Source organism: Streptomyces aculeolatus (assembly GCF_020400605.1).
GTDB lineage: Bacteria > Actinomycetota > Actinomycetes > Streptomycetales > Streptomycetaceae > Streptomyces > Streptomyces aculeolatus.
On the sequence record NZ_JAINRD010000028.1, the window covers coordinates 1 to 18991 of the forward strand.

Annotated in this window: 17 protein-coding genes; 6 read left to right on the forward strand and 11 right to left on the reverse strand. The window is 73.7% G+C overall.

Annotated features, from left to right (window positions below; translation table 11 throughout):
• Positions 1 to 122: 122 nt before the first annotated feature.
• A complete protein-coding gene (locus LG396_RS33270; protein ID WP_225797599.1) occupies positions 123 to 995 on the reverse strand; it encodes a methyltransferase domain-containing protein in 873 nt (290 codons plus the stop codon).
• Positions 996 to 1219: 224 nt separating this feature from the next.
• On the reverse strand, positions 1220 to 2251 hold the full coding sequence (locus LG396_RS39855) for a helix-turn-helix transcriptional regulator (RefSeq protein ID WP_225797600.1): 1032 nt from the start codon (positions 2249 to 2251) through the stop codon (positions 1220 to 1222).
• Positions 2252 to 2579: 328 nt separating this feature from the next.
• On the opposite strand from LG396_RS39855, the gene LG396_RS33280 reads away from it, so the two are divergent.
• Positions 2580 to 3230: a hypothetical protein gene (locus LG396_RS33280; RefSeq protein WP_225797601.1), complete on the forward strand. Its 651-nt coding sequence runs from the start codon at positions 2580 to 2582 to the stop codon at positions 3228 to 3230.
• A 250-nt stretch (positions 3231 to 3480) separates the two neighbouring features.
• Here LG396_RS33280 and LG396_RS33285 read toward each other — a convergent pair whose 3' ends face one another.
• The 3 genes from LG396_RS33285 to LG396_RS33295 all read right to left on the reverse strand — a co-directional run bounded on the left by LG396_RS33285 (position 3481) and on the right by LG396_RS33295 (position 7915).
• On the reverse strand, positions 3481 to 6066 hold the full coding sequence (locus LG396_RS33285) for an ABC transporter permease (RefSeq protein WP_225797602.1): 2586 nt from the start codon (positions 6064 to 6066) through the stop codon (positions 3481 to 3483).
• Position 6067: 1 nt separating this feature from the next.
• Complete coding sequence (locus tag LG396_RS33290) at positions 6068 to 6832, reverse strand: ABC transporter ATP-binding protein (RefSeq protein ID WP_026276467.1); 765 nt, start codon at positions 6830 to 6832, stop codon at positions 6068 to 6070.
• Positions 6833 to 7441: 609 nt separating this feature from the next.
• Positions 7442 to 7915 (reverse strand): NUDIX hydrolase, encoded by a 474-nt coding sequence (locus tag LG396_RS33295; RefSeq protein WP_037750654.1) that lies wholly within the window; start codon positions 7913 to 7915, stop codon positions 7442 to 7444.
• A gap of 348 nt (positions 7916 to 8263) precedes the next feature.
• On the opposite strand from LG396_RS33295, the gene mfd reads away from it, so the two are divergent.
• Positions 8264 to 11851, forward strand: a complete 3588-nt coding sequence (mfd, locus tag LG396_RS33300) for a transcription-repair coupling factor (RefSeq protein WP_225797603.1) — start codon at positions 8264 to 8266, stop codon at positions 11849 to 11851.
• A 27-nt stretch (positions 11852 to 11878) separates the two neighbouring features.
• Here mfd and LG396_RS33305 read toward each other — a convergent pair whose 3' ends face one another.
• The 4 genes from LG396_RS33305 to LG396_RS33320 all read right to left on the reverse strand — a co-directional run bounded on the left by LG396_RS33305 (position 11879) and on the right by LG396_RS33320 (position 13595).
• On the reverse strand, positions 11879 to 12313 hold the full coding sequence (locus LG396_RS33305; RefSeq protein WP_225797604.1) for a type II toxin-antitoxin system VapC family toxin: 435 nt from the start codon (positions 12311 to 12313) through the stop codon (positions 11879 to 11881).
• Positions 12310 to 12552: a type II toxin-antitoxin system VapB family antitoxin gene (locus tag LG396_RS33310; protein ID WP_225797605.1), complete on the reverse strand. Its 243-nt coding sequence runs from the start codon at positions 12550 to 12552 to the stop codon at positions 12310 to 12312. Before LG396_RS33310 ends, LG396_RS33305 begins: the two co-directional genes overlap by 4 nt.
• A gap of 123 nt (positions 12553 to 12675) precedes the next feature.
• Positions 12676 to 12960, reverse strand: a complete 285-nt coding sequence (locus LG396_RS33315; protein WP_225797606.1) for a putative quinol monooxygenase — start codon at positions 12958 to 12960, stop codon at positions 12676 to 12678.
• A 56-nt stretch (positions 12961 to 13016) separates the two neighbouring features.
• Positions 13017 to 13595, reverse strand: a complete 579-nt coding sequence (locus LG396_RS33320; RefSeq protein WP_225797607.1) for a TetR/AcrR family transcriptional regulator — start codon at positions 13593 to 13595, stop codon at positions 13017 to 13019.
• Between the two features lie 108 nt (positions 13596 to 13703).
• On the opposite strand from LG396_RS33320, the gene LG396_RS33325 reads away from it, so the two are divergent.
• Both LG396_RS33325 and LG396_RS33330 read left to right on the forward strand, forming a co-directional pair.
• Positions 13704 to 14594 carry an SCO6745 family protein gene (locus tag LG396_RS33325; protein ID WP_225797608.1) on the forward strand — a complete coding sequence of 297 codons (891 nt, stop codon included), beginning with the start codon at positions 13704 to 13706 and terminating at the stop codon, positions 14592 to 14594.
• Between the two features lie 92 nt (positions 14595 to 14686).
• Positions 14687 to 15448, forward strand: coding sequence for an N-acetyltransferase (locus tag LG396_RS33330; RefSeq protein ID WP_225797609.1), 762 nt, complete (start codon positions 14687 to 14689; stop codon positions 15446 to 15448).
• Positions 15449 to 15540: 92 nt separating this feature from the next.
• Here the strand turns inward: LG396_RS33330 and LG396_RS33335 are convergent, their stop codons facing one another.
• Positions 15541 to 16029 carry a DinB family protein gene (locus LG396_RS33335; protein WP_225797610.1) on the reverse strand — a complete coding sequence of 163 codons (489 nt, stop codon included), beginning with the start codon at positions 16027 to 16029 and terminating at the stop codon, positions 15541 to 15543.
• 143 nt (positions 16030 to 16172) lie between these two features.
• On the opposite strand from LG396_RS33335, the gene LG396_RS33340 reads away from it, so the two are divergent.
• Positions 16173 to 17354, forward strand: a complete 1182-nt coding sequence (locus LG396_RS33340; protein ID WP_225797611.1) for an epoxide hydrolase family protein — start codon at positions 16173 to 16175, stop codon at positions 17352 to 17354.
• Positions 17355 to 17638: 284 nt separating this feature from the next.
• A complete protein-coding gene (locus LG396_RS33345; RefSeq protein ID WP_225797612.1) occupies positions 17639 to 18634 on the forward strand; it encodes a winged helix-turn-helix domain-containing protein in 996 nt (331 codons plus the stop codon).
• On the opposite strand, the gene LG396_RS33350 is transcribed toward LG396_RS33345, so the two are convergent.
• The gene (locus LG396_RS33350; RefSeq protein WP_018838380.1) at positions 18621 to 18956 is read right to left on the reverse strand and encodes an ArsR/SmtB family transcription factor; all 336 of its coding nucleotides are present in this window, start codon (positions 18954 to 18956) and stop codon (positions 18621 to 18623) included. The genes LG396_RS33345 and LG396_RS33350 overlap by 14 nt on opposite strands.
• Between the last annotated feature and the right edge of the window lie 35 nt (positions 18957 to 18991).

Consider the following 18991-nt stretch of genomic DNA (forward strand, 5'->3'; position numbering starts at 1 on the left):
TAGGGTCGGTCGTTCGGATCCTGCCGGATCAGGGAGCAGCACCAGGCGTCGCGAGCCCGGCGAAGATCTGAACGACAGGCCCCGGCCGCCGACGCGCCGGGCGGAAAGTCCCCGGACCCCGCTCACCGCGGCCGGTAGGTGGTGGCCAGCACCGAGACGGTGACCCGGGTGGCCGGGTCGCGGTCGTCGGGGGTGCGCCACGCGTGCCGTGCGCTGGGCGTCATCGCCACCAGATCCTGGACCGCCGGCCCGGTCAGGGCCGCGCGGTACTCGACGCGTTCGGTGGCGGCGGCCTCGAAGCGGGGCCCGAGCGCGCGCCGCAGGCGCTCCTCCTTCGCCGGGTCGACGGCGACCATCGAGGGCCACCGGTCGCGCAGTTCGGCCAGGTGCCGCCCGGTGGGGCGGACCACGATCAGCCGGCCTGCCGGGTGCAGTACGCGGTGGTACTCGGCCGCGTTGCGGGGGGCGAAGACGTCGAGCACGACGTCGGCCACGCCGTCGTCCAGCGGCAGGGGGCGGAAGACGTCCCCGGCCAGGGCGGCGGCCCGGTCGTGGGCGCGGGCGGCGGCGCGCAGGGCGCGTGCGGAGGAGTCGAGTCCCACGCCGCGGGCGCCGGGCAGCCGGTCGAGCACGCCGGCCAGGTAGTAGCCGGTGCCGCACCCCGCGTCCAGCACCGTGGGCGGCCGCCCCGGGGCGGCGTGCGCGGCGCCGGGCACGGCGTCCGCCGCCAGCCGGACGGTGGCCTCGCGGAGCGGCGCGTACGCACCGGTGGCCAGGAACCGGCTCCGGGCCCGGACCATGTCGGCGTCGTCGCCACTGGTGGCGCGGGCGCCGGTCAGCAGGTTGACGTACCCGTGGCGGGCGAGGTCGAAGGTGTGGCCGGCCGGGCAGCGCAGCACGCCCGGGCCGGGGTGGAGGCGGCGGGTGGGGCGGCACGCGGGGCAGCGCAGCACGTCGAGGAAGAGGCTGAGGGCAGGCGGAAGCGGTACGGGCACGAGGGCGCTCCTGGCACTGACGACGGGACGGGACCGTGCCTGCGGGCGCGCGCGTGGCGGCGCTGCCCGGGAGCGGGCAGCGGCGGGTGTGTATCACGCGGCAGGCACACCGGAGAGGGCGGCGCCGTCCGGCGTCGCCCTCAGTGCCGTCCGCTCAGAGGAAGCAGTGCGGGCCGCTCGTGAATGCCATGGCACGAGTCTACGAGCCCGCCCTCCCGGTGGGTTCAGGGGCCGTTGTCGGGGGGAGGTGGCGGGGTGTCGTGGCGGTATGCGCGGGGGGTCACCCCGTATGCCGTGCGGAAGCTGCGGGTGAACGCCGCCGCGTGGGTGTAGCCCCAGCGGGCCGCTATCCGGTGCACGGGGACCGCGGCGAGGACGGGGTCGGCCAGGTCGCGGCGGGCGTGTTCGAGGCGCTGGCGGCGGATCCAGCCCGCGACCGTCTCGCGGCCGGCGGTGTGCGCGCGGAAGATCCGGTGCAGGTAGCTGACGGAGACGTGGTGGGCGTCGGCGACCGACTGCGGGGTCAGCTCCGGGTCCGCGAGGTGGTGGCGCATGAAGTCCACGACGCGCACCAGCAGGGCGTGCTGGCGGTGCTCCGGCTCCAGCGCGGGCTGTGCCGTACGCGACTCCAACTGGTGGGCCAGGTGCGCGTGCACGAGGTCGAGGACGGCGGTGCCGAGCCGGGCGGTGTCGGTGGGGCGGTAGACCTCCGCGCTGGACAGGACGTGCTTGACGACGCCGGTCAGCAGCGCGCCGGGCCCCTCGTCGCCGGGGAGGTCCTGCCCGACGAGCTGCCGGAGGCTGCCGTGGGGGAGCGTGATGCTCTCCCGGGGGATGTCGATCGTCAGCGTGTGGAAGGGTTCCCGGCCGTCCGGGGGGCGGCAGCGGAGTGCGTTGAGGCCGGTCAGGTCGTGGAAGTACATGCCGCCGGGCCGGGAGACGCCGGCGCGGCCGTCCCAGTCGGTGTGCAGTGCGCCCTGTACGGGCACGAGGAACTGGTAGAGGCCCTTGGGGTCGTCGGCGGACCTGCGCCGCATCTCCACCGAGGAGAGCCTGCGGGACGCGACCCGCACCCCGCCGAGTCCGATCTCCAGTTCCTCGGAGAGGAACCCGGCGCCGTCACCGCCGCCCGTCCCCGCCCCCGTTTCCGTCTCCCGGATGCTGAACCCCGTCATCTGCCCGCTCATCCGGTCATGCCAGTACGCGAACCGCTCCGCCGCCGGCACGTCGTCGCTGCGGAACTCGTCCCCGATCACGCCTCCATCCCAACTGTCCCCCGAGGCAAGGCCTCCGAGCCTAGGGCATCCGTTTACCTGCTCTTTACCCGGACAGGGCGGTGCGGGGCGCGGGCCGGGCGCGGTCCGGGTCCCGTGCCCGGCGCCCGTGGGCCGGCGCCGCGGTGGACGGATCGTCAAGAAAGTGTCGTCAGAGCGTCAATGACCTGCCCGGGCACGGGTGCCACCGTGGGTCGGGACACGAATCTGCGCGTGCGGTCCCCGCTCGTGTCCTTCTCGCATGCCTCTCATGCACGACCAGCGCGAGAGACCGCGCGCGCCACCGCGCATTTTCGAAAGGCAATCCGCAGTGAACCGAACTCGCATGACCGTGCTGGCGCTCACCAGCGCCGCCGCGCTCGCCCTGGCGGGCTGCTCGGACGACGACGACTCCGACTCCTCCGCCGCGGACGCGGACTCCGGGTCGTCGCAGGAGGCCGCGCCGGAGCCGGAGGAGGAGCCGGCGGCGGAGGAGGAGAGCCCGGCCGCCGAGCCGAAGGAGGTCGAGGTGACGCCGCCGGGGACGAAGCTGAAGATCGGCGACACCGCCGTCGTCCCGTACGACAGGGCGGGCGCCACCGGCCACATCGGTATCACCGTCACCGGGGTGTCGGACGTGGACAAGGCGGCCTTCGACGCCGCGCTGGGGGAGAACGGCGACGCGGACATCACGCCGTTCTGCGTCGAGTTCACGGTCGAGAACGCCGACGGCAGCGACCTCGGCGGCTCGTACCCGCCGGACCTGAAGGGCGTCACCGCCGACGGCGGCGACACCGGGGCCACGGTCTTCGGAGCGGACATCGAGGGCTGCGCGGAAGGCCAGGCGCCCGACGAGTTCGCCGAGGCGGGCGCGTCGTACGAGACGAAGCGGCTGCAGGGCGCCGGGCCGGGCGCCAGCGTGGCGGGCGCCTCGTACGAGGAGGACGGCTACGAGGACGACCCGGTCGTCTGGACCCCGTAGCCCCGTGGCTGCTGCCGGTTCGACAACTGAGGTGCCACGACAGGGCTTCGGCAACTGAGGTGCCGCAACGGCGGGCCGGCAACAGAAGAGGGCCGGCGTCCCACCCCCGTGGGGCCGCCGGCCCGTGACCCGGGGCCGCCCTCCGGCGGCTCCGCCCGACCGCCCGTTCCGGCCCCCCCGTTCCGGAAACGGGCACGGGGCCCGGCGACGCCCACCAAGCTTCGCCGGGCCCCTCCACCGCGTACCGCCGCTACTCGGTCGCGATGGCGTTCAGCACGTTCATCCGGCCCGCCCGGAACGCCGGCACCAGCGCCGCGAACAGCCCGACGACCGCCGAACCCGCGAACACCACGCCGATCGTCGGCCAGGGGATGTCGAGCACCTTCAGGCCCTCCAGCGCCAGCAGCTGCTGCGCCGCGGTGCCCCACGCCAGCCCGAGCCCGAGTCCGAGCAGCGCGCCGAACAGGGCGATCACCACCGACTCCAGCCGGATCATCCGGCGCAGCTGCCTGCGCGACAGCCCGATCGCGCGCACCAGCCCGATCTCGCGGGTCCGTTCGATCACCGACAGCGCCAGGGTGTTGACGACGCCGAGGACCGCCACGATGATCGCGAGCGCCAGCAGCCCGTTGACGAGGTTGAGCATCTGGCCCACCTGGTCCTTCAGGGTCTGCTTGAAGTCGGTCTGGTCGCGCACCTCGTACTGCGGGTACGGGTCCATGGCCTTCTTCAGCGAGGCGTACGCGGCCTCCTCCTGACCGTCCTTCGCCTTGCCGAACATGATGTCGTTGTGCGGCATGTCGCCCGGCTCGATGTAGTCCTTCGCCGTGGCGAGGCTCAGATACGCGGCACCGGAGTCGAGCGTGGTCTCGGAGGAGGTGATCGCGCGCAGCGTCAGCTCCGCCTTGCCGCCGTCCTCGAAGTCGACGGCGAGGGTGTCGCCGAGCTTCAGCCCATGGTCCTTCGCGAAGTCCTCGCCGACCGACATGCTGTTCTTCTTGTAGGCGTCGGTCAGCTCGCCCTGCACGGTCTCGGACCTGAGGTCCTGCGCGTACGTCTTGTTGGCCGCGGTCAGGCTGTACTCCTTCACCGTCTTGCCGTCCGGCAGCGTGACGTCCGCGTCCAGCGCCTTGTAGTGCGTGACGTGCGCCATGTGCGGGGCGTCGTCGAGGACCTGCGCCACCTCGGGCACGATCGGCATGCCCATGTCGGACTGGATGATGAAGTCCGCGCCCACCGACTTGTCCAGCTCCTCCGTCGCCGAGGCGACCATGGAGGACCCGACCACCGACAGGCAGGCGACCAGCGCGAGGCCGATCATCAGCGCCGACGCGGTCGCGCCGGTGCGGCGCGGGTTGCGCAGCGCATTGCGCTCGGCCATGCGGCCGACGGGGCCGAAGATCCGCAGTACGCCGGCCGCGAGGGCCCGTACCAGCAGCCCGGCCAGCACCGGGGCGAAGACGATGAAGCCCAGCAGGGACAGCAGCACGCCGCCCGCGAGGTACATCGCGCCGTCGGACGCCTCCTCGACGCGGGTGGTGAGGAAGAGCAGCCCGCCGCCGCCCACGCTGAGCAGGAGGCCCAGCACGGTCCGTACGACGCCGGCCTTGCGGTCGCCGGGCGTGCCGGCCTCGCGCAGCGCGGCCATCGGCGAGACCTTGCCCGCGCGGCGGGCCGGCAGCCATGCCGCGAGCACCGTGACGACGACGCCGAGGACGATGCCGACGACGGGGGTGGCGACGTTGACCGTCAGGTCGGCGGTGTTCAGTTCCATGCCGACCGCGCCCATGAGCTTCATCAGCCCGACCGCGATGCCGATGCCCGCGCCGACGCCGAGGACCGAGCCGATGACGCCGAGGAGCAGCGCCTCGACGAGCACGGAGCGGTTGACCTGGCGGCGGCTGGAGCCGATGGCCCGCAGCAGGCCCAGTTCGCGGGTGCGCTGGGCGACGAGCATCGAGAAGGTGTTGACGATGAGGAAGATGCCGACGAGGACGGCGATGCCGGCGAAGCCGAGCATGGCGTACTTCATGACGTCCATGAAGCTGCCGAGGTCGTCCTTGTTCTCCTCGACGACCTCGTCCTTCGTCTGCACCTTGAGGGGGTCGCCGCCGAAGTCGGCCGCGGCCTTCTGCACGTTGGCCTTCAGTGCCTCGTGGGAGACGCCGGGGGCGGCGGTGAGGTTGATCGAGGAGTAGACGTCGGGCTTGCCGAGGAGCTTTTCCTGCGCGGTCGCGGTGTCGAAGTAGACGATCGTCGCGCCCGGGTTGGTGATCTTGAAGGTGGCGATGCCGACGACCTCGGAGGTGAACGAGCCGGGGTCGGCGATCGTGCGGATCCTGTCGCCGATCTGCACGTCGTGCTTGTCGGCGGCGTCCGCGTCGATGACGACCTCGGTGGGCCCGCGCGGCTCGTGGCCCGAGGTGATCTCGACGGACTCCAGCTCCAGCGGGTCCCAGTTGGTGCCGATGGTGGGGGCGCCGGTGCTGGAGCCGAGGTTGTCGTTGTCGGCGTTCGCGACGGTGATGGCGTCGTTGGCGACCTCGCCGTCGGCGGCCTTGACGCCGTCGACCTTCTCGACGCGCGCCAGGTCCGCGGCCGGCAGCGTCGGCTGCGGCTTGCTGCCCCAGTTGTCGTCGTTGTCCGCGGCCTTGGGGCTGACCCGCACGTCGGACGCGGTGGCCTTGAAGAGCCGGTCGAAGGTGGTGGTCATGGTGTCGGAGAAGACGAGCGTGCCGCACACGAACGCCACCGACAGGACGACGGCCACCGCGGAGAGCGCCATGCGTCCCTTATGGGAGAAGAAGTTGCGCATGGAGGTCTTGAGGACGGTCATCTCAGGCCACCCGGCCCCGTGCGTCGAAGGACTTCATGCGGTCGAGGACCTGCTCGGAGGTGGGGTCCCACATCTCGTCGACGATGCGGCCGTCGGCGAGGTACAGGACGCGGTCGGCGTAGCCGGCGGCGACCGGGTCGTGGGTGACCATCACGATGGTCTGGCCCAACTCGTCCACGGACCGGCGCAGGAAGCCGAGGACCTCGGCGCCGGCGCGGGAGTCGAGGTTGCCGGTCGGCTCGTCGCCGAAGATGATCTCCGGCCGGGAGGCGAGCGCCCGCGCCACGGCGACGCGCTGCTGCTGGCCGCCGGAGAGCTGGCTCGGGCGGTGCTTGAGCCGCTCGGCCAGGCCCACGGTGCCCACCACGCGATCCAGCCACTCGCGGTCGGGCTTGCGGCCCGCGATGTCCATGGGCAGCGTGATGTTCTCCAGGGCGTTGAGGGTGGGCAGCAGGTTGAACGCCTGGAAGATGAAGCCCACGCGGTCGCGCCGCAGCTGGGTCAGCTTCTTGTCCTTCAGCCCCGTGATCTCGGTCTCGTCGATCCAGATGCGGCCCGCCGTGACCGTGTCGAGGCCGGCGAGGCAGTGCATGAGGGTCGACTTGCCGGAGCCCGAGGGCCCCATGATGGCGGTGAACTGGCCCCGGGCGATGTCCACATCGACATTGTCGAGAGCGAGGACCCGCGTCTCCCCCGAGCCGTACGCCTTGGTCACCTGTCGCGCTCGTGCGGCGACGGCCGTGCGCGCCGCTACAGCCGTAGTCACTGTCGTGTCTCCTTCGTCTGCGGAACCGCTCTGCGGAGCCGCGCTGCGGAACCTGTGCGCGCCGCCCGCGGTGCTGCTGCGGCGCTGCTTCGTCGTATGTATGAGTCTCGTGAGCGGGGGCCGGGAAATCCCTGGTGCCTGGCGCCGTATCGGATGTGGGGATATCCCCACCCCGGTACTGGGGAAAGGCCCCCCGCGGGCGCCCCGTTCTCGCCGTCGACCCGCCTGACCAGGTTAGAAAGAGCGGGGGGCCGATCCCGTCGGCCGCGGGGACGATCCCGCCCCGGCTCTTGTCCGGGGGGTCTCCCTAAGGGATCGGGCGCGATCGCGGGGGCGGTGTCAGGGTCGGGCCGGCCCGCGCGGGGCCCGGAGGCGGGGGCGGAGGCCCGGTGCCGGCGGCCTCGGTGCGGCGGTCAGCGGCTTACCGCCGGGTTCTGCCCGGGCGTACGGGCACCGCGGCCGCGCCCGTACGCGAAGCGGCGGGGGCGGGGCGACCCTGAGGCCGCGGGGGTGCGGCGGGCGCCGGGGCGCGGGCGGCGGGCCGGCGATGCGCAGGAGGCGTACCGCGGCGGCTCCCGCACGGCCCGGTGCCGGCCGGCCCGCTCGTCCTCAGTGCTGGATCAGGCCGCCGACCGGTACGGGGGCGACGTGGCCGGTCGCCGGAAGCGTACGGGCCAGGGCGAGGCCGACGTCGACCAGCGAGGACCGCCGCAGGCGGGCGACATCCGGCATCGGGGTCCAGACCGACTCGGCGATCCCGCCGCCCGGCTCGGGCCGGAGCCGGCCGCCGGTGATGCGAACCCGGTAGAAGACGCCGACGTTCTGATGCTCCGGCCCGCCGGGGACGGTGCGCTCGGCCGCGGGGACCACCCGGGAATCCACACCCAGCAGGCGCTCGACCACCGCGTCGCAGCCGGTCTCCTCGGCGACCTCCCGCACCACCGCGTCGAACGGATCCTCGGCGTGCTCGACCCTGCCGCCCGGAAGGGTCCAGGTGCCCGGGCCCGTCGGCGGCACGTGCCGGGCGAGCAGCACCCGCCCGTCCTCGACACACACGGCGTACGCCGCCAGCCGGAAACTCATCCCGCACCTCCCACCGGAACCTACCCCGGCGCGGCACCTCGTCCGGAACGCGACGAACCCCAGGGTCGGCCACGTGCTGCCTGCCGTGCACCCGTGAGGGATGCGGGTGGTCCGGCTGCACGGCGTGACCGTGCTCACTGCACTCGCCTCATCCCCGGGGTGGCCCGGGTCCCGTCTGCCCCGTGCCCCGGCCCCGCGGCCGGGGGATTCCGGCTGCGGGCGCGGGGTGTCGGTGGGGCGTCGTACGCTGGAGACCCCCGGGGCGCTCGCCGCCTCGGGCTGTTCGCGTTGCCCGCGGCGCGAGCCGCCTGCCCACCCAGCACCCAGCCACCCGGAGCGGATGCCCCCATGAGCCTGCACGGCCTGCTCGACGCCGTCGTCCGCGACCCCGCACTCGCCGAGGCGGTGACCGCCGCGGAAGGCGGCGCGCGGCCGCAGGTCGACCTCGTCGGCCCGCCCGCCGCCCGCCCCTTCGCGCTCGCGGCGCTCGCGGAGCGCACCGGGCGCCCGGTGCTCGCGGTCACCGCCACCGGCCGCGAGGCCGAGGACCTGGCCGCCGCGCTGCGCTCGCTGATGCCGCCGGGGCGCGAGGACGCCGTGGTGGAGTACCCGGCGTGGGAGACCCTGCCGCACGAGCGGCTCTCGCCCCGCTCCGACACCGTCGGCCGCCGCCTCGCCGTGCTCCGCCGGCTGGCGCACCCGGACCCCGAGGACGCGGCCACGGGCCCCGTCTCCGTCGTCGTCGCGCCCGTACGCTCCGTGCTCCAGCCGCAGGTCAAGGGCCTCGGCGACCTCAAGCCCGTGGCGCTGCGCAGCGGGGGGTCCGCCGACCTCGAAGAGACGGTGCAGGCGCTGGGGGCGGCCGCGTACAGCCGGGTGGAGCTGGTGGAGAAGCGCGGCGAGTTCGCGGTGCGCGGCGGCATCCTCGACGTCTTCCCGCCCACGGAGGAGCACCCCCTGCGGGTGGAGTTCTGGGGCGACGACATCGAGGAGATCCGCTACTTCAAGGTCGCCGACCAGCGCTCCCTCGAGGTCGCCGAGCACGGCCTGTGGGCGCCGCCCTGCCGCGAGCTGCTGCTGACCGGCTCCGTCCGGGCCCGGGCCGCCGACCTCGCCGTACGGCACCCGCAGCTCGGCGAGATGCTGGGCAAGATCGCCGAGGGCATCGCGGTGGAGGGCATGGAGTCCCTGGCGCCGGTCCTCGTCGACGACATGGAGCTGCTGCTCGACGTGCTGCCGGCCGGCAGCATGGCGGTGTCCTGCGACCCCGAGCGGGTGCGGACCCGCGCCGCGGACCTGGTCGCCACGTCGCAGGAGTTCCTCCAGGCGTCGTGGGCCGCCTCCGCGGGGGGCGGGGAGGCGCCGATCGACCTGGAGCTGCTGGGCCGGGCGTCGCTGTGGGGCATCGCCGACGTCCGCGACCACGCGCGCGAGCTGGGCATGATGTGGTGGTCGGTCAGCCCGTTCTCCGCGGACGCCGAGCTCGAGGACGAGTCCCCTGGGCCCTGGGGGCCCGGGGAGACCCCATCCCTGGAGCTGGGGCTGCACGCCCCGGAGGTGTACCGCGGGGACACCGCCCGCGCGCTCGCCGACACCAAGGGCTGGCTCGCCGACGGCTGGCGCGTGGTCTACCTCACCGAGGGCCACGGGCCCGCGCAGCGCACCGTCGAGGTGCTCGGCGGCGAGGGCATCGCCGCCCGCCTCGACGCGGACCTCGGCCCGGACGCGCTCGCGCCGTCCGTCGTGCACGTCTCGTGCGGCGAGCTGGACCACGGCTTCGTCGCCCCGGACCTCAGACTCGCGGTGCTCACCGAGACCGACCTGTCCGGGCAGAAGGCCGCGGGCCGCGACGGCGCGCGGATGCCCGCGCGGCGACGCAAGCAGATCGACCCGCTGACGCTCCAGGCCGGCGACTACATCGTGCACGAGCAGCACGGCGTCGGGCGCTACCTGGAGATGGTGCAGCGCACGGTCCAGGGCGCCACCCGCGAGTACCTGCTCGTGGAGTACGCCCCGGCCAAGCGCGGCCAGCCCGGCGACCGGCTGTACATCCCCACCGACCAGCTCGACCAGGTCACCAAGTACGTCGGCGGCGAGGCGCCCACGCTGCACCGCCTCGGCGGCTCCGACTGGGCCAAGACCAAGTCCCGCGCGAAGAAGGCCGTCAAGGAGATCGCCGCCGACCTCATCAAGCTGTACTCGGCGCGCATGGCCGCCCCCGGCCACGCCTTCGGCGGCGACACCCCCTGGCAGCGCGAGCTGGAGGACGCCTTCCCGTACGTGGAGACGCCCGACCAGCTGTCCACCATCACCGAGGTGAAGGAGGACATGGAGAAGCCCGTGCCCATGGACCGCCTCGTCTGCGGCGACGTCGGGTACGGCAAGACGGAGATCGCGGTGCGGGCGGCGTTCAAGGCGGTGCAGGACGGCAAGCAGGTCGCCGTCCTCGTACCGACGACGCTGCTGGTGCAGCAGCACATGGGCACGTTCTCCGAGCGGTACGGGCAGTTCCCCGTGGTGGTGCGGGCGCTGTCCCGGTTCCAGACGGACACCGAGGCCAAGGCGGTGCTCGACGGGCTGCGCGAGGGCTCGGTCGACGTCGTCATCGGCACGCACCGGCTGTTCTCGTCCGACACCCGGTTCAAGGACCTGGGCCTGGTCATCGTCGACGAGGAGCAGCGCTTCGGCGTGGAGCACAAGGAGCAGCTGAAGAAGCTGCGCGCCAACGTCGACGTGCTGACGATGTCCGCCACGCCCATCCCGCGCACGCTGGAGATGGCCGTCACCGGCATCCGCGAGATGTCGACGATCACCACCCCGCCGGAGGAGCGGCACCCGGTGCTGACCTTCGTCGGCCCGTACGAGGAGAAGCAGATCGGCGCCGCCATCCGCCGCGAACTGCTGCGCGAGGGCCAGGTCTTCTACATCCACAACCGGGTGGAGTCCATCGACCGCGCCGCCTCCCGGCTGCGGCAGGCGGTGCCGGAGGCGCGGATCGCGACGGCCCACGGGCAGATGTCGGAGTCGGCGCTGGAGCAGGTGGTGGTCGACTTCTGGGAGAAGAAGTTCGACGTGCTGGTCTCCACGACGATCGTGGAGAACGGCATCGACATCTCCAACGCCAACACCCTCATCGTCGAGCGCGGCGACACCTTCGGCCTCTCGCAGCTGCACCAGTTGCGCGGCCGCGTCGGCCGCGGCCGCGAGCGGGGCTACGCGTACTTCCTGTACCCGCCGGAGAAGCCGCTGACGGAGACCGCGCACGAACGCCTCGCCACCATCGCGCAGCACACGGAGATGGGCGCCGGCATGTACGTGGCGATGAAGGACCTGGAGATCCGCGGCGCGGGCAACCTGCTGGGCGGCGAGCAGTCGGGGCACATCGCGGGCGTCGGCTTCGACCTGTACGTCCGGATGGTCGGCGAGGCCGTCGCCGACTACCGCGCGACGCTGGAGGGCGGCGCGGAGGAGGCGCCGCCGCCGGAGGTGAAGATCGAGCTGCCGGTCGACGCCCACGTCCCGCACGACTACGCCCCGGGCGAGCGGCTGCGCCTCGCGGCGTACCGCGCGATCGCCTCCGTCACGACGGAGGACGACATCCGCGCGGTACGCGAGGAACTCACCGACCGCTACGGCCCGCTCCCGGAGCCGGTCGAGAACCTCCTGCTGGTCGCGGGCCTGCGCATGCTGGCCCGCTCCTGCGGCGTCACGGACATCACGCTGCAGGGCACCCGCATCCGCTTCAGCCCGGTGACCCTGCGGGAGTCGCAGGAACTGCGGCTGAAGCGGCTGTACCCGGGCGCGGTGGTGAAGCCGGCGCTGAACCAGATCCTGGTGGACCGCCCGAAGCCGAAGCAGCTGGGCGCCCAGCCGCTGAAGGGCCGCGACCTGCTGGCATGGGTGGGAGAACTGCTGACGACGATCCTGGACTCGTAGGAACCGGAGCCGCGGCGGACGCGGGCCTCACCCCTGCAGGGGATTGCGCACCCGGACACCGGGGAACCGGCTGAAGTCCCGGTCGGCCGACCAGAGTTCGCGTACGCCGTGCATCCGGCACAGGGCGGCGACCCGCCCGTCGTGGACCATCGGCCCGGCGACCTTGCCCTGCTCCAGCGCCTCGCGGAGCACCGGCCAGTACCCGCTGCCCTCGGCGAGGAGGACGGCGGTGGGGGACTGCAGCCAGGCGTCGATCTGGGCCAGGGCCTGCTCGGTGGTGCTCGGCGGCTGGTAGACGCGCGGGTGGGTGGCGACGGAGAAGAACTCGTGCAGACACGGCCACGGCAGCGCCCACGGGGCCGACCCCTCGGCGAGTCCCCGGACGGCGGACGCGGCGGCGTCGTGGAACAGGCTGTCCGCGCGGTGGGCGTAGACCAGCACGTTGGTGTCGAGGGCGATCACGCCCGGTCCCCGTAGGCGAGGTCGCGGATCTCGTCCCAGCTGGCACCGCGCATGTCGCGCTGCAGCCCGTCGCCCGTCACGCTCGCGTCCCGCAAGGTGAAGGCGGCACGGTCGGCCTCTTCGTCCAGGACGGCGCGGAGGCCCTGCTCGATGAGGGCTTTGAGCGTGGTCCCCTTGCTCCGGGCGGTCCGGCGCGCCTCGGTCAGCAGCGCGTCGGAGATGTCGACGGTGGTCTTCATATGGCTCACCATACCCATGGACCCATATTCCCATACTCGATTGCACTCCGTGTCGGAACGTCACTCCGCGTGCAGGTGTGCGAATCTGCGGGCCTGCGGGCCGGGGGTGTACGGGCTGCCGGGCTACGGGGCTTCGACTGTGGAGATGCGGTACTTGTGGACCTCGGCGTCGAGGATCCGGGAAGTTTGGCTGTCGTCCGGGCCCGAGCCGCGGAAGCGGAGGAGGTCCTCGTCGCTCTCCCACCGCTCGTAGACGTTGATCCGGTCCGGCTCGGCCAGGTCGGCGGAGAGTGCGAAGTCCAGGCAGCCGGCGGCCGCGCGCGCCTGCGCGACGATGTCCGTGCAGCCGGCCAGGTAGTCGGCCCGTCCCGCGGGGTCCACCCGCAGCATCCCGGCGATGATGATCACGGTGCTCCTCTTCGTTTCCGCTGTACGCAAGAAGAGACCACGCCCGTACCCCGGACTCATCGCGCCGCGGAGTTGAACATCAGGTGCGTGAACGAGCGGAAGACCTCCGCCGGGTCGTCGTGCCCGGCGAGGGAGGCGTCGAGGCTGCCGCTCAGGGCCAGGGTCGCGAAGCCGTGGGCCGCCGACCACGCGGCCAGCCGGGCGCGCTCCGGGTCGGGGCCGCGGTCGGAGTCGGGGAGGGCCGCGATGGCGGCGCGCAGGGTGCGGTCCACGCGGTCGCGGGCCGCGGCCAGGTCCGGGGCGTCCGGGTGCAGCAGATGGGGCTGGTACATCACCTGGAAGTGCGCCGGGTGCGCGAGCGCGAAGCGTACGTACCGCACGCCGAGGTCCTCCAGGTCCGCCGCCGCCTCCAGCGACTCCGCGAGCAGCGCGTTGCCCTCCGCCGCGACCGCGGTCAGCAGTCCGGCGCGGTCCTTGAAGTGGTGCGCGGGCGCCGCGTGGGAGACGCCCGCGCGCCGGGCCAGGTCGCGGAGGCTGACGGCGCCGGGGCCCTGGGCGGCGATGACGTCGAGGGCGGCGTCGAGGACGGCGCGGCGCAGGTTGCCGTGGTGGTAGGGGCGGTCGTCGTCGGTCATGGGCCCATCCTGCTGGAGGGATCTAGCCATTGACAAGTTGGCGGCGCGCGAGGCAATCTAGTCAATGTAAAGATCGATCTAGGTGAATGAGCACAGAGTGAGGACACGATGTCGGAAGACCTGACCCCGCAGCGCGTACGGCAGCTCTGGCACCTGCTGGAGCCCCTGCACGCCGTCCTCTACTACGCGCCGGAAGCCCACGACGAAGCCGCCGCCCTCGGCTACGGCACCGAGAGCCGCTGGCCCTCCTACTTCGCCTGGCGCGCCGCACCCCTCGGTCCGGTCGGCGACGCGGTCGTCACCGCGGCGTTCTACAGCTTCAACCCCGCCATGACCGCCCGCTACGTCCCCGCTGCCTGGGACGTCGCCGACCCGGCGAAGGTGCTCGCCGCCCGCGAACGCGCCGTCGACCGCGCGTACCGGTCGATCTTCGGCGTCGACCCCCGCGACCCCGACGGCCTCGGCGCCCCCGCACTCGCCGAAGCCGCCCGCCTCGCCCGCCGCGCCGCCGAGGCCGCCCGCACCGCCGGCCGCCCCCTCGCCGCCGCCAACGCCGCACTGCCCTGGCCGGAGCCGCCGCACCTCCAGCTCTGGCACGCCGCGACGATCCTCCGCGAGCACCGCGGCGACGGCCACCTCGCGGCGCTGCTGACCGCGGACCTGGACGCCGCCGAGTCGCTGGTGTCCTTCGCGGCGGTGGGTGCCGCGGCCGAGGAGACCTTCGCCGGCCGCGGCTGGGGCGACGCCGAGTGGACCGCGGCCCGCTCCCGGCTCGCCGCCCGCGGGCTGGTGACGGCGGCCGGTACGGCCACCGACGCCGGCCGTGCGCTGCGGGCGGAGGTGGAGCGCCGTACGGACGAGCTGGCGACGGACCCGTGGCGCGCCATCGGCGCGGACGGCGCGGAGCGGCTGGCGGACCTGCTGGGCGGGCCGTGGGTGAAGGTGCTGGGGTCGGGGATGCTCCCGGCGGAGAACACGTTGGGCATCGGCAAGGTGTGAAAGGCGTGAGGGGAAGAGCGGGGTGCGCGAGGGAGCGCACCCCGGCGCAATCCGCGCGCTCTGTTGCCCAACGCCTCGTTACACTCCGCCGCATGGAGGAGATCCGCGTCACCAGCCTCGCCGAACGCCCCGAACTGCGCTCCCGGCTCTGGGACATGGCGGACTCCTGGCCGGAGTTCATGACCCACGACCACGTCGCGAACGCGCTGCACGAGCGGATCGCCGAGGCCTTCCCCGAGCACGTGCACGTCGGTACCGACGAGTCCGGCGCGGTGGTCGCCCGGGCGTTCGCCGTACCGTTCGCGCTGCGCGGCGCGGGGCGCGACGGCACGCTGCCGGGGCGCGGGTGGGACCAGGTCCTGGTGTGGGCCTTCGGCGACCGCCGGGACGGGGTGGAGCCGGACACCGTCAGCGCCATCGAGATCGCCGTCGACGCGGGGCGGCAGGGCCGCGGGCTGTCCGCCGTCATGCTCGGGGCGATGCGCTCCGCCGCCGCGGACCGCGGCTTCGCCGAGGTCGTCGCCCCCGTCCGGCCCAGCGCCAAGCACCACGAGCCGCACACCCCGATGCACGAGTACGCCACCCGCACCCGCGAGGACGGCCTCCCGCACGACCCCTGGCTCCGCGTGCACGTCCGCGCCGGCGCCACCCTGGCCGCCCCCGACCCGGTGGCCCCGGCGTCGATGGTCATCGGCGCCCCGCTCGCCCAGTGGCGGACCTGGACCGGCCTCCCCTTCGACAAGGAGGGCTGGACGACGGTCCCGGGCGCCCTGACCCCGGTCCGCTGCGAACCGGACCACGACTGGGCGGTCTACGTGGAACCCAACGTCTGGCTCCGCCACCACCTGCGCTGACCCGGCCACTCACCGGTCTCGACGGATCCGGTGTGCCACACCCGATCAGGTCCCGAGCGGCGCCGCCGCCCCGTGCCGGGACCCGGTGGGTGTCAGCGGCCCGTCGCGCCGTCGATCTGTTCTCTGAGGATGTCCGCGTGGCCCGCGTGGCGGCCCGTTTCCTCGATCATGTGCGTCAGCGCCCACCGCACGCTCGGCGCCTTGCCGCCCGGTCGCGGTACCTGCGCACCCAGGTCCGCGCAGTCGTCGAGGACCCGGTTGGCGACCTCGACCGCCTCGCGGTAGCCCGCGACGACCTCCGCCACGGTCGCCTCCGCCGGGGCCTCGAACGTCCCGGGCCAGTCGGTGACCCGTTCGCCGAGGAACGTCGCGCGTTCGACGTACGTGAGGTGGTGCAGCAGGCCCAGCAGGTTCGTACCCGACGGGACTCCGGCCGTGCGCACCTGCGGTTCCGGCGCGTCCTCGACCTTCGCGGCGATCGACGCCCGCAGGTAGTCGAGGAACCCCCGCAGCGTCTCGGCCTCCGTGCCTCCGGTACGCGGCGGCGGGGTGTCCCTGCGGCGGGGTGCGGTGCTGGCCATGGCGGGTGCCTTTCGACGGCGGTGTCCGGTCCGCGGCCAGTGTCGGCAACACGGCCCCGTACCGCGAGAAACCTTGCCGTTCCGGCAACGGGCCCCCGCGCCGGTACCCGATCGGCCCAGGCCGCGGCGGTAGGGTCCGTCGCATGCCGGATGCCCCGCCCCGCCCCGAGCCGTTCGCACCGCGGACCGACCCCGCGGCGCTGGCGGACCTCCGCGCGCGGCTGCACGCGACCCGCTGGCCGGACGCGCCCGAGGACGCCGGGTGGTCGATGGGAACCGACCTCGGCTACCTCCGCGAACTCGTCGGCTACTGGGCCGACGGGTTCGACTGGCCGGCGCGGGAGGCGGCGCTCAACCTGCTGCCCCGCTTCCGCGTCCGTCTCGGCGGCCTCGGGATCCACTACGTCCACGCCCGGGCCGTCCCGCCCCGGGACCCCTCCGCCGCGCCGGCCTTGCCGCTGGTCCTCGGCCACGGCTGGCCCGACTCGTTCTGGCGCTACGCGAAGGTCGTCCCGCTCCTGACCGATCCCGGCGCGCACGGCGCCGACCCCGCCGACGCGTTCGACGTGGTCGTACCCGACATGCCGGGCTACGGCTACTCCGACCGCCCCGCGGGCCCGCCCCTCGACTCCATCGCCGTCGCCGGTCTGTGGGCCGAACTCATGCACGTCCTCGGCTACCCGAGGTTCGGGGCGGCGGGCGGGGACATCGGCAGCCACGTGAGCCGCTACCTCGCGCTCGACCACCCGGACCGGGTCGTGGCCGTGCACCGCACGGACGCGGGCGTGCCCGTCCTGCCCGGCGACCCGGCGGACCTCGCGCCCGAGGAGCGCGCGTGGTTCGAGGCCGTCGCGGCCTGGGGCGCGAGCGAGGGCGCGTACGCCGCCATGCACCGTACGAAGCCGCAGACCGCCGCCTTCGGGCTCACCGACTCACCGGTCGGGCTCGCCGCGTGGATCGTCGAGAAGCTCCGGGCGTGGAGTGACTGCGACGGCGACGTCGAGCGCTCGTACACCAAGGACGAGATCCTCACCAACGTCACGCTCTACTGGCTGACGGGAACGATCGGTTCGTCGATGCGCATGTACCGCGCGAACGGCGCGATCCCGCCCGCGCAGCTCGCCCGCCGGGTCGAGGTGCCGTCCGGCTTCTCGCTCTTCCCCGGCGACATCGCCCGCCCGCCGCGGGCGTGGCTGGAGCGCACCGCGAACGTCGTGCGGATCACCGAGCCCGCGCACGGCGGGCACTTCGCGCCGTTCGAGGAGCCGCAGCTGTACGCGGAGGAGCTACGCGCCTTCTTCCGCCCCTACCGCGCGGCCGGCTGAGACCGTGCCCCCGGGCCTCCCGGAGCGGGCCGCCCCCACCCGCTCCTCGCGCAGGTCCAACTCCGCGCAGACCGTTCGTGAGGTCCAAGCGCTGCGAGAACACGCGGGGTTGAGCCGGGAGCAGTTCGGGGACAGGGCGGGGCACGCCTGGGCCGACTTCGTCGCCTTCGCTCGGGGGGTCTGACCCCCCGTCCGCTTGGCCCCCGTGGCGTACGGGGCGGTGTGAACGGGAAGTTGCCGTGCAACTGAGGCCGCGCGTCGCACGTCTCATTCACGGGGGAATCATGCTGCACATCGAGTTCACTTCTGCCGACCTCAACCGGCTGCGGTCGGCCGGGGACGTCAGCCCCATGTGGGAAGTCGTCCTCAGCCTGCAGGCGTTGCAGACCGCGCACGCCGCGCTCGCGCTCGACCCCTGGCGGCGGCGGGTGCGGGGTGAGGTGTCCGGGGCCGGGCTAGGGGAGACCGTCGGGTCGTTGCAGCGCCTCTGTCCCGAGGCCGCGTATTTTCCCGACTTCCTCACCCCCAGCGACGGGGGCGGGCGGACGCTGGACGCCGAGTTGGAGCAGGTGCTGCGGACGCCGAAGGCCCGGTTGCGCAAGGAGATCGGGCTGCTCTGCGCCGACGGCCGGCCGCCCCGGGGGGCCCGGGGGCTGGCCGACGGGGAGCCCGGTGCGCTGCGGCGGCTCGGGGATGCGGTGCGGCGGTACTACGCGGTGGCCGTGGCGCCGTACCGCGAGGCGATCAGGTCCGCTGCCGCCGCCGACCGGCCCGTGCGGGCCGAGGCCGCCTTGCGGGAAGGGGCGGAGGGGCTGCTCGCCAGCTACGCGCCGGAGGTGACCTGGCGCGGTGACCGGCTGGAGTGTGCGTACCCGGTGAGCAGGGGTTTCTCTCTCGACGGGCGGCCGCTGACGCTGATCCCGTCCTTCTTCTGCACCCGTACGCCCGTCGCTCTCGCCGACCCCGAACTGCCCCCCGTGCTCGTCCATCCGCTGACCCCCGCGCCCGGCTGGCTGCCCGGTCCCGGTCCCGATCCCGCTTCGCGCGCCGGCGACTCCCTCGTCCGGCTCATCGGCCTCACCCGCGCCCGCGTCCTGGAACTCCTCGACCGCCCCATGTCGACGGGGCGGATCGCCGACGCCCTGTACGTCGCGCCCGCCAGTGCCAGCCGGCACGCCGCCGTTCTTCGTGAGGCCGGGCTCGTGCGGTCCGAGCGGCGCGGCCACTGCGTGCTGCACCGGCGTACGGACCTGGGGGAGGCCCTGCTCAACGGCGGGTGACGCCTTCCGCTGCCGGCTCCGCACCGTTCAGTACCGAGTCGAGCAGGCCCGGGAACCGTTCGTCGAGGTCGTCCCGGCGCAGCCGGACCAGCCGTGTCCGGCCCTGCACCGTCGTCCAGGTCACGCCCGCTTCGCGCAGCACGCGGTAGTGGTGCGACATCGTCGTCTGGTGGACGTCGAGATCGCCGCCGATGGCGTTGCAGCTCTCCTCGCCCGTCCCGGCGAGCCGCAGTACGACCTCCAGCCGCACCGGGTCGGCGAGCGCGCGCAGCACGTCCACCATCCGGATCGACTCGGCCGCGGGCTGGGACACCTCGCGCATCGTTCTCCCCTCGGGCATCTGCCCGCAGCCTACCC

What these genes read in the sequence shown, in the direction of transcription:
- LG396_RS33285 (WP_225797602.1), bottom strand. Translation starts at nt 6,066, where the DNA reads ATGACCGTCCTCAAGACCTCCATGCGCAACTTCTTCTCCCATAAGGGA.
- LG396_RS33295 (WP_037750654.1), bottom strand. Translation starts at nt 7,915, where the DNA reads ATGAGTTTCCGGCTGGCGGCGTACGCCGTGTGTGTCGAGGACGGGCGG.
- mfd (WP_225797603.1), top strand. Translation starts at nt 8,264, where the DNA reads ATGAGCCTGCACGGCCTGCTCGACGCCGTCGTCCGCGACCCCGCACTC.
- LG396_RS33310 (WP_225797605.1), bottom strand. Translation starts at nt 12,552, where the DNA reads ATGAAGACCACCGTCGACATCTCCGACGCGCTGCTGACCGAGGCGCGC.
- LG396_RS33320 (WP_225797607.1), bottom strand. Translation starts at nt 13,595, where the DNA reads ATGACCGACGACGACCGCCCCTACCACCACGGCAACCTGCGCCGCGCC.
- LG396_RS33325 (WP_225797608.1), top strand. Translation starts at nt 13,704, where the DNA reads ATGTCGGAAGACCTGACCCCGCAGCGCGTACGGCAGCTCTGGCACCTG.
- LG396_RS33330 (WP_225797609.1), top strand. Translation starts at nt 14,687, where the DNA reads ATGGAGGAGATCCGCGTCACCAGCCTCGCCGAACGCCCCGAACTGCGC.
- LG396_RS33335 (WP_225797610.1), bottom strand. Translation starts at nt 16,029, where the DNA reads ATGGCCAGCACCGCACCCCGCCGCAGGGACACCCCGCCGCCGCGTACC.
- LG396_RS33340 (WP_225797611.1), top strand. Translation starts at nt 16,173, where the DNA reads ATGCCGGATGCCCCGCCCCGCCCCGAGCCGTTCGCACCGCGGACCGAC.
- LG396_RS33345 (WP_225797612.1), top strand. Translation starts at nt 17,639, where the DNA reads ATGCTGCACATCGAGTTCACTTCTGCCGACCTCAACCGGCTGCGGTCG.
- LG396_RS33350 (WP_018838380.1), bottom strand. Translation starts at nt 18,956, where the DNA reads ATGCGCGAGGTGTCCCAGCCCGCGGCCGAGTCGATCCGGATGGTGGAC.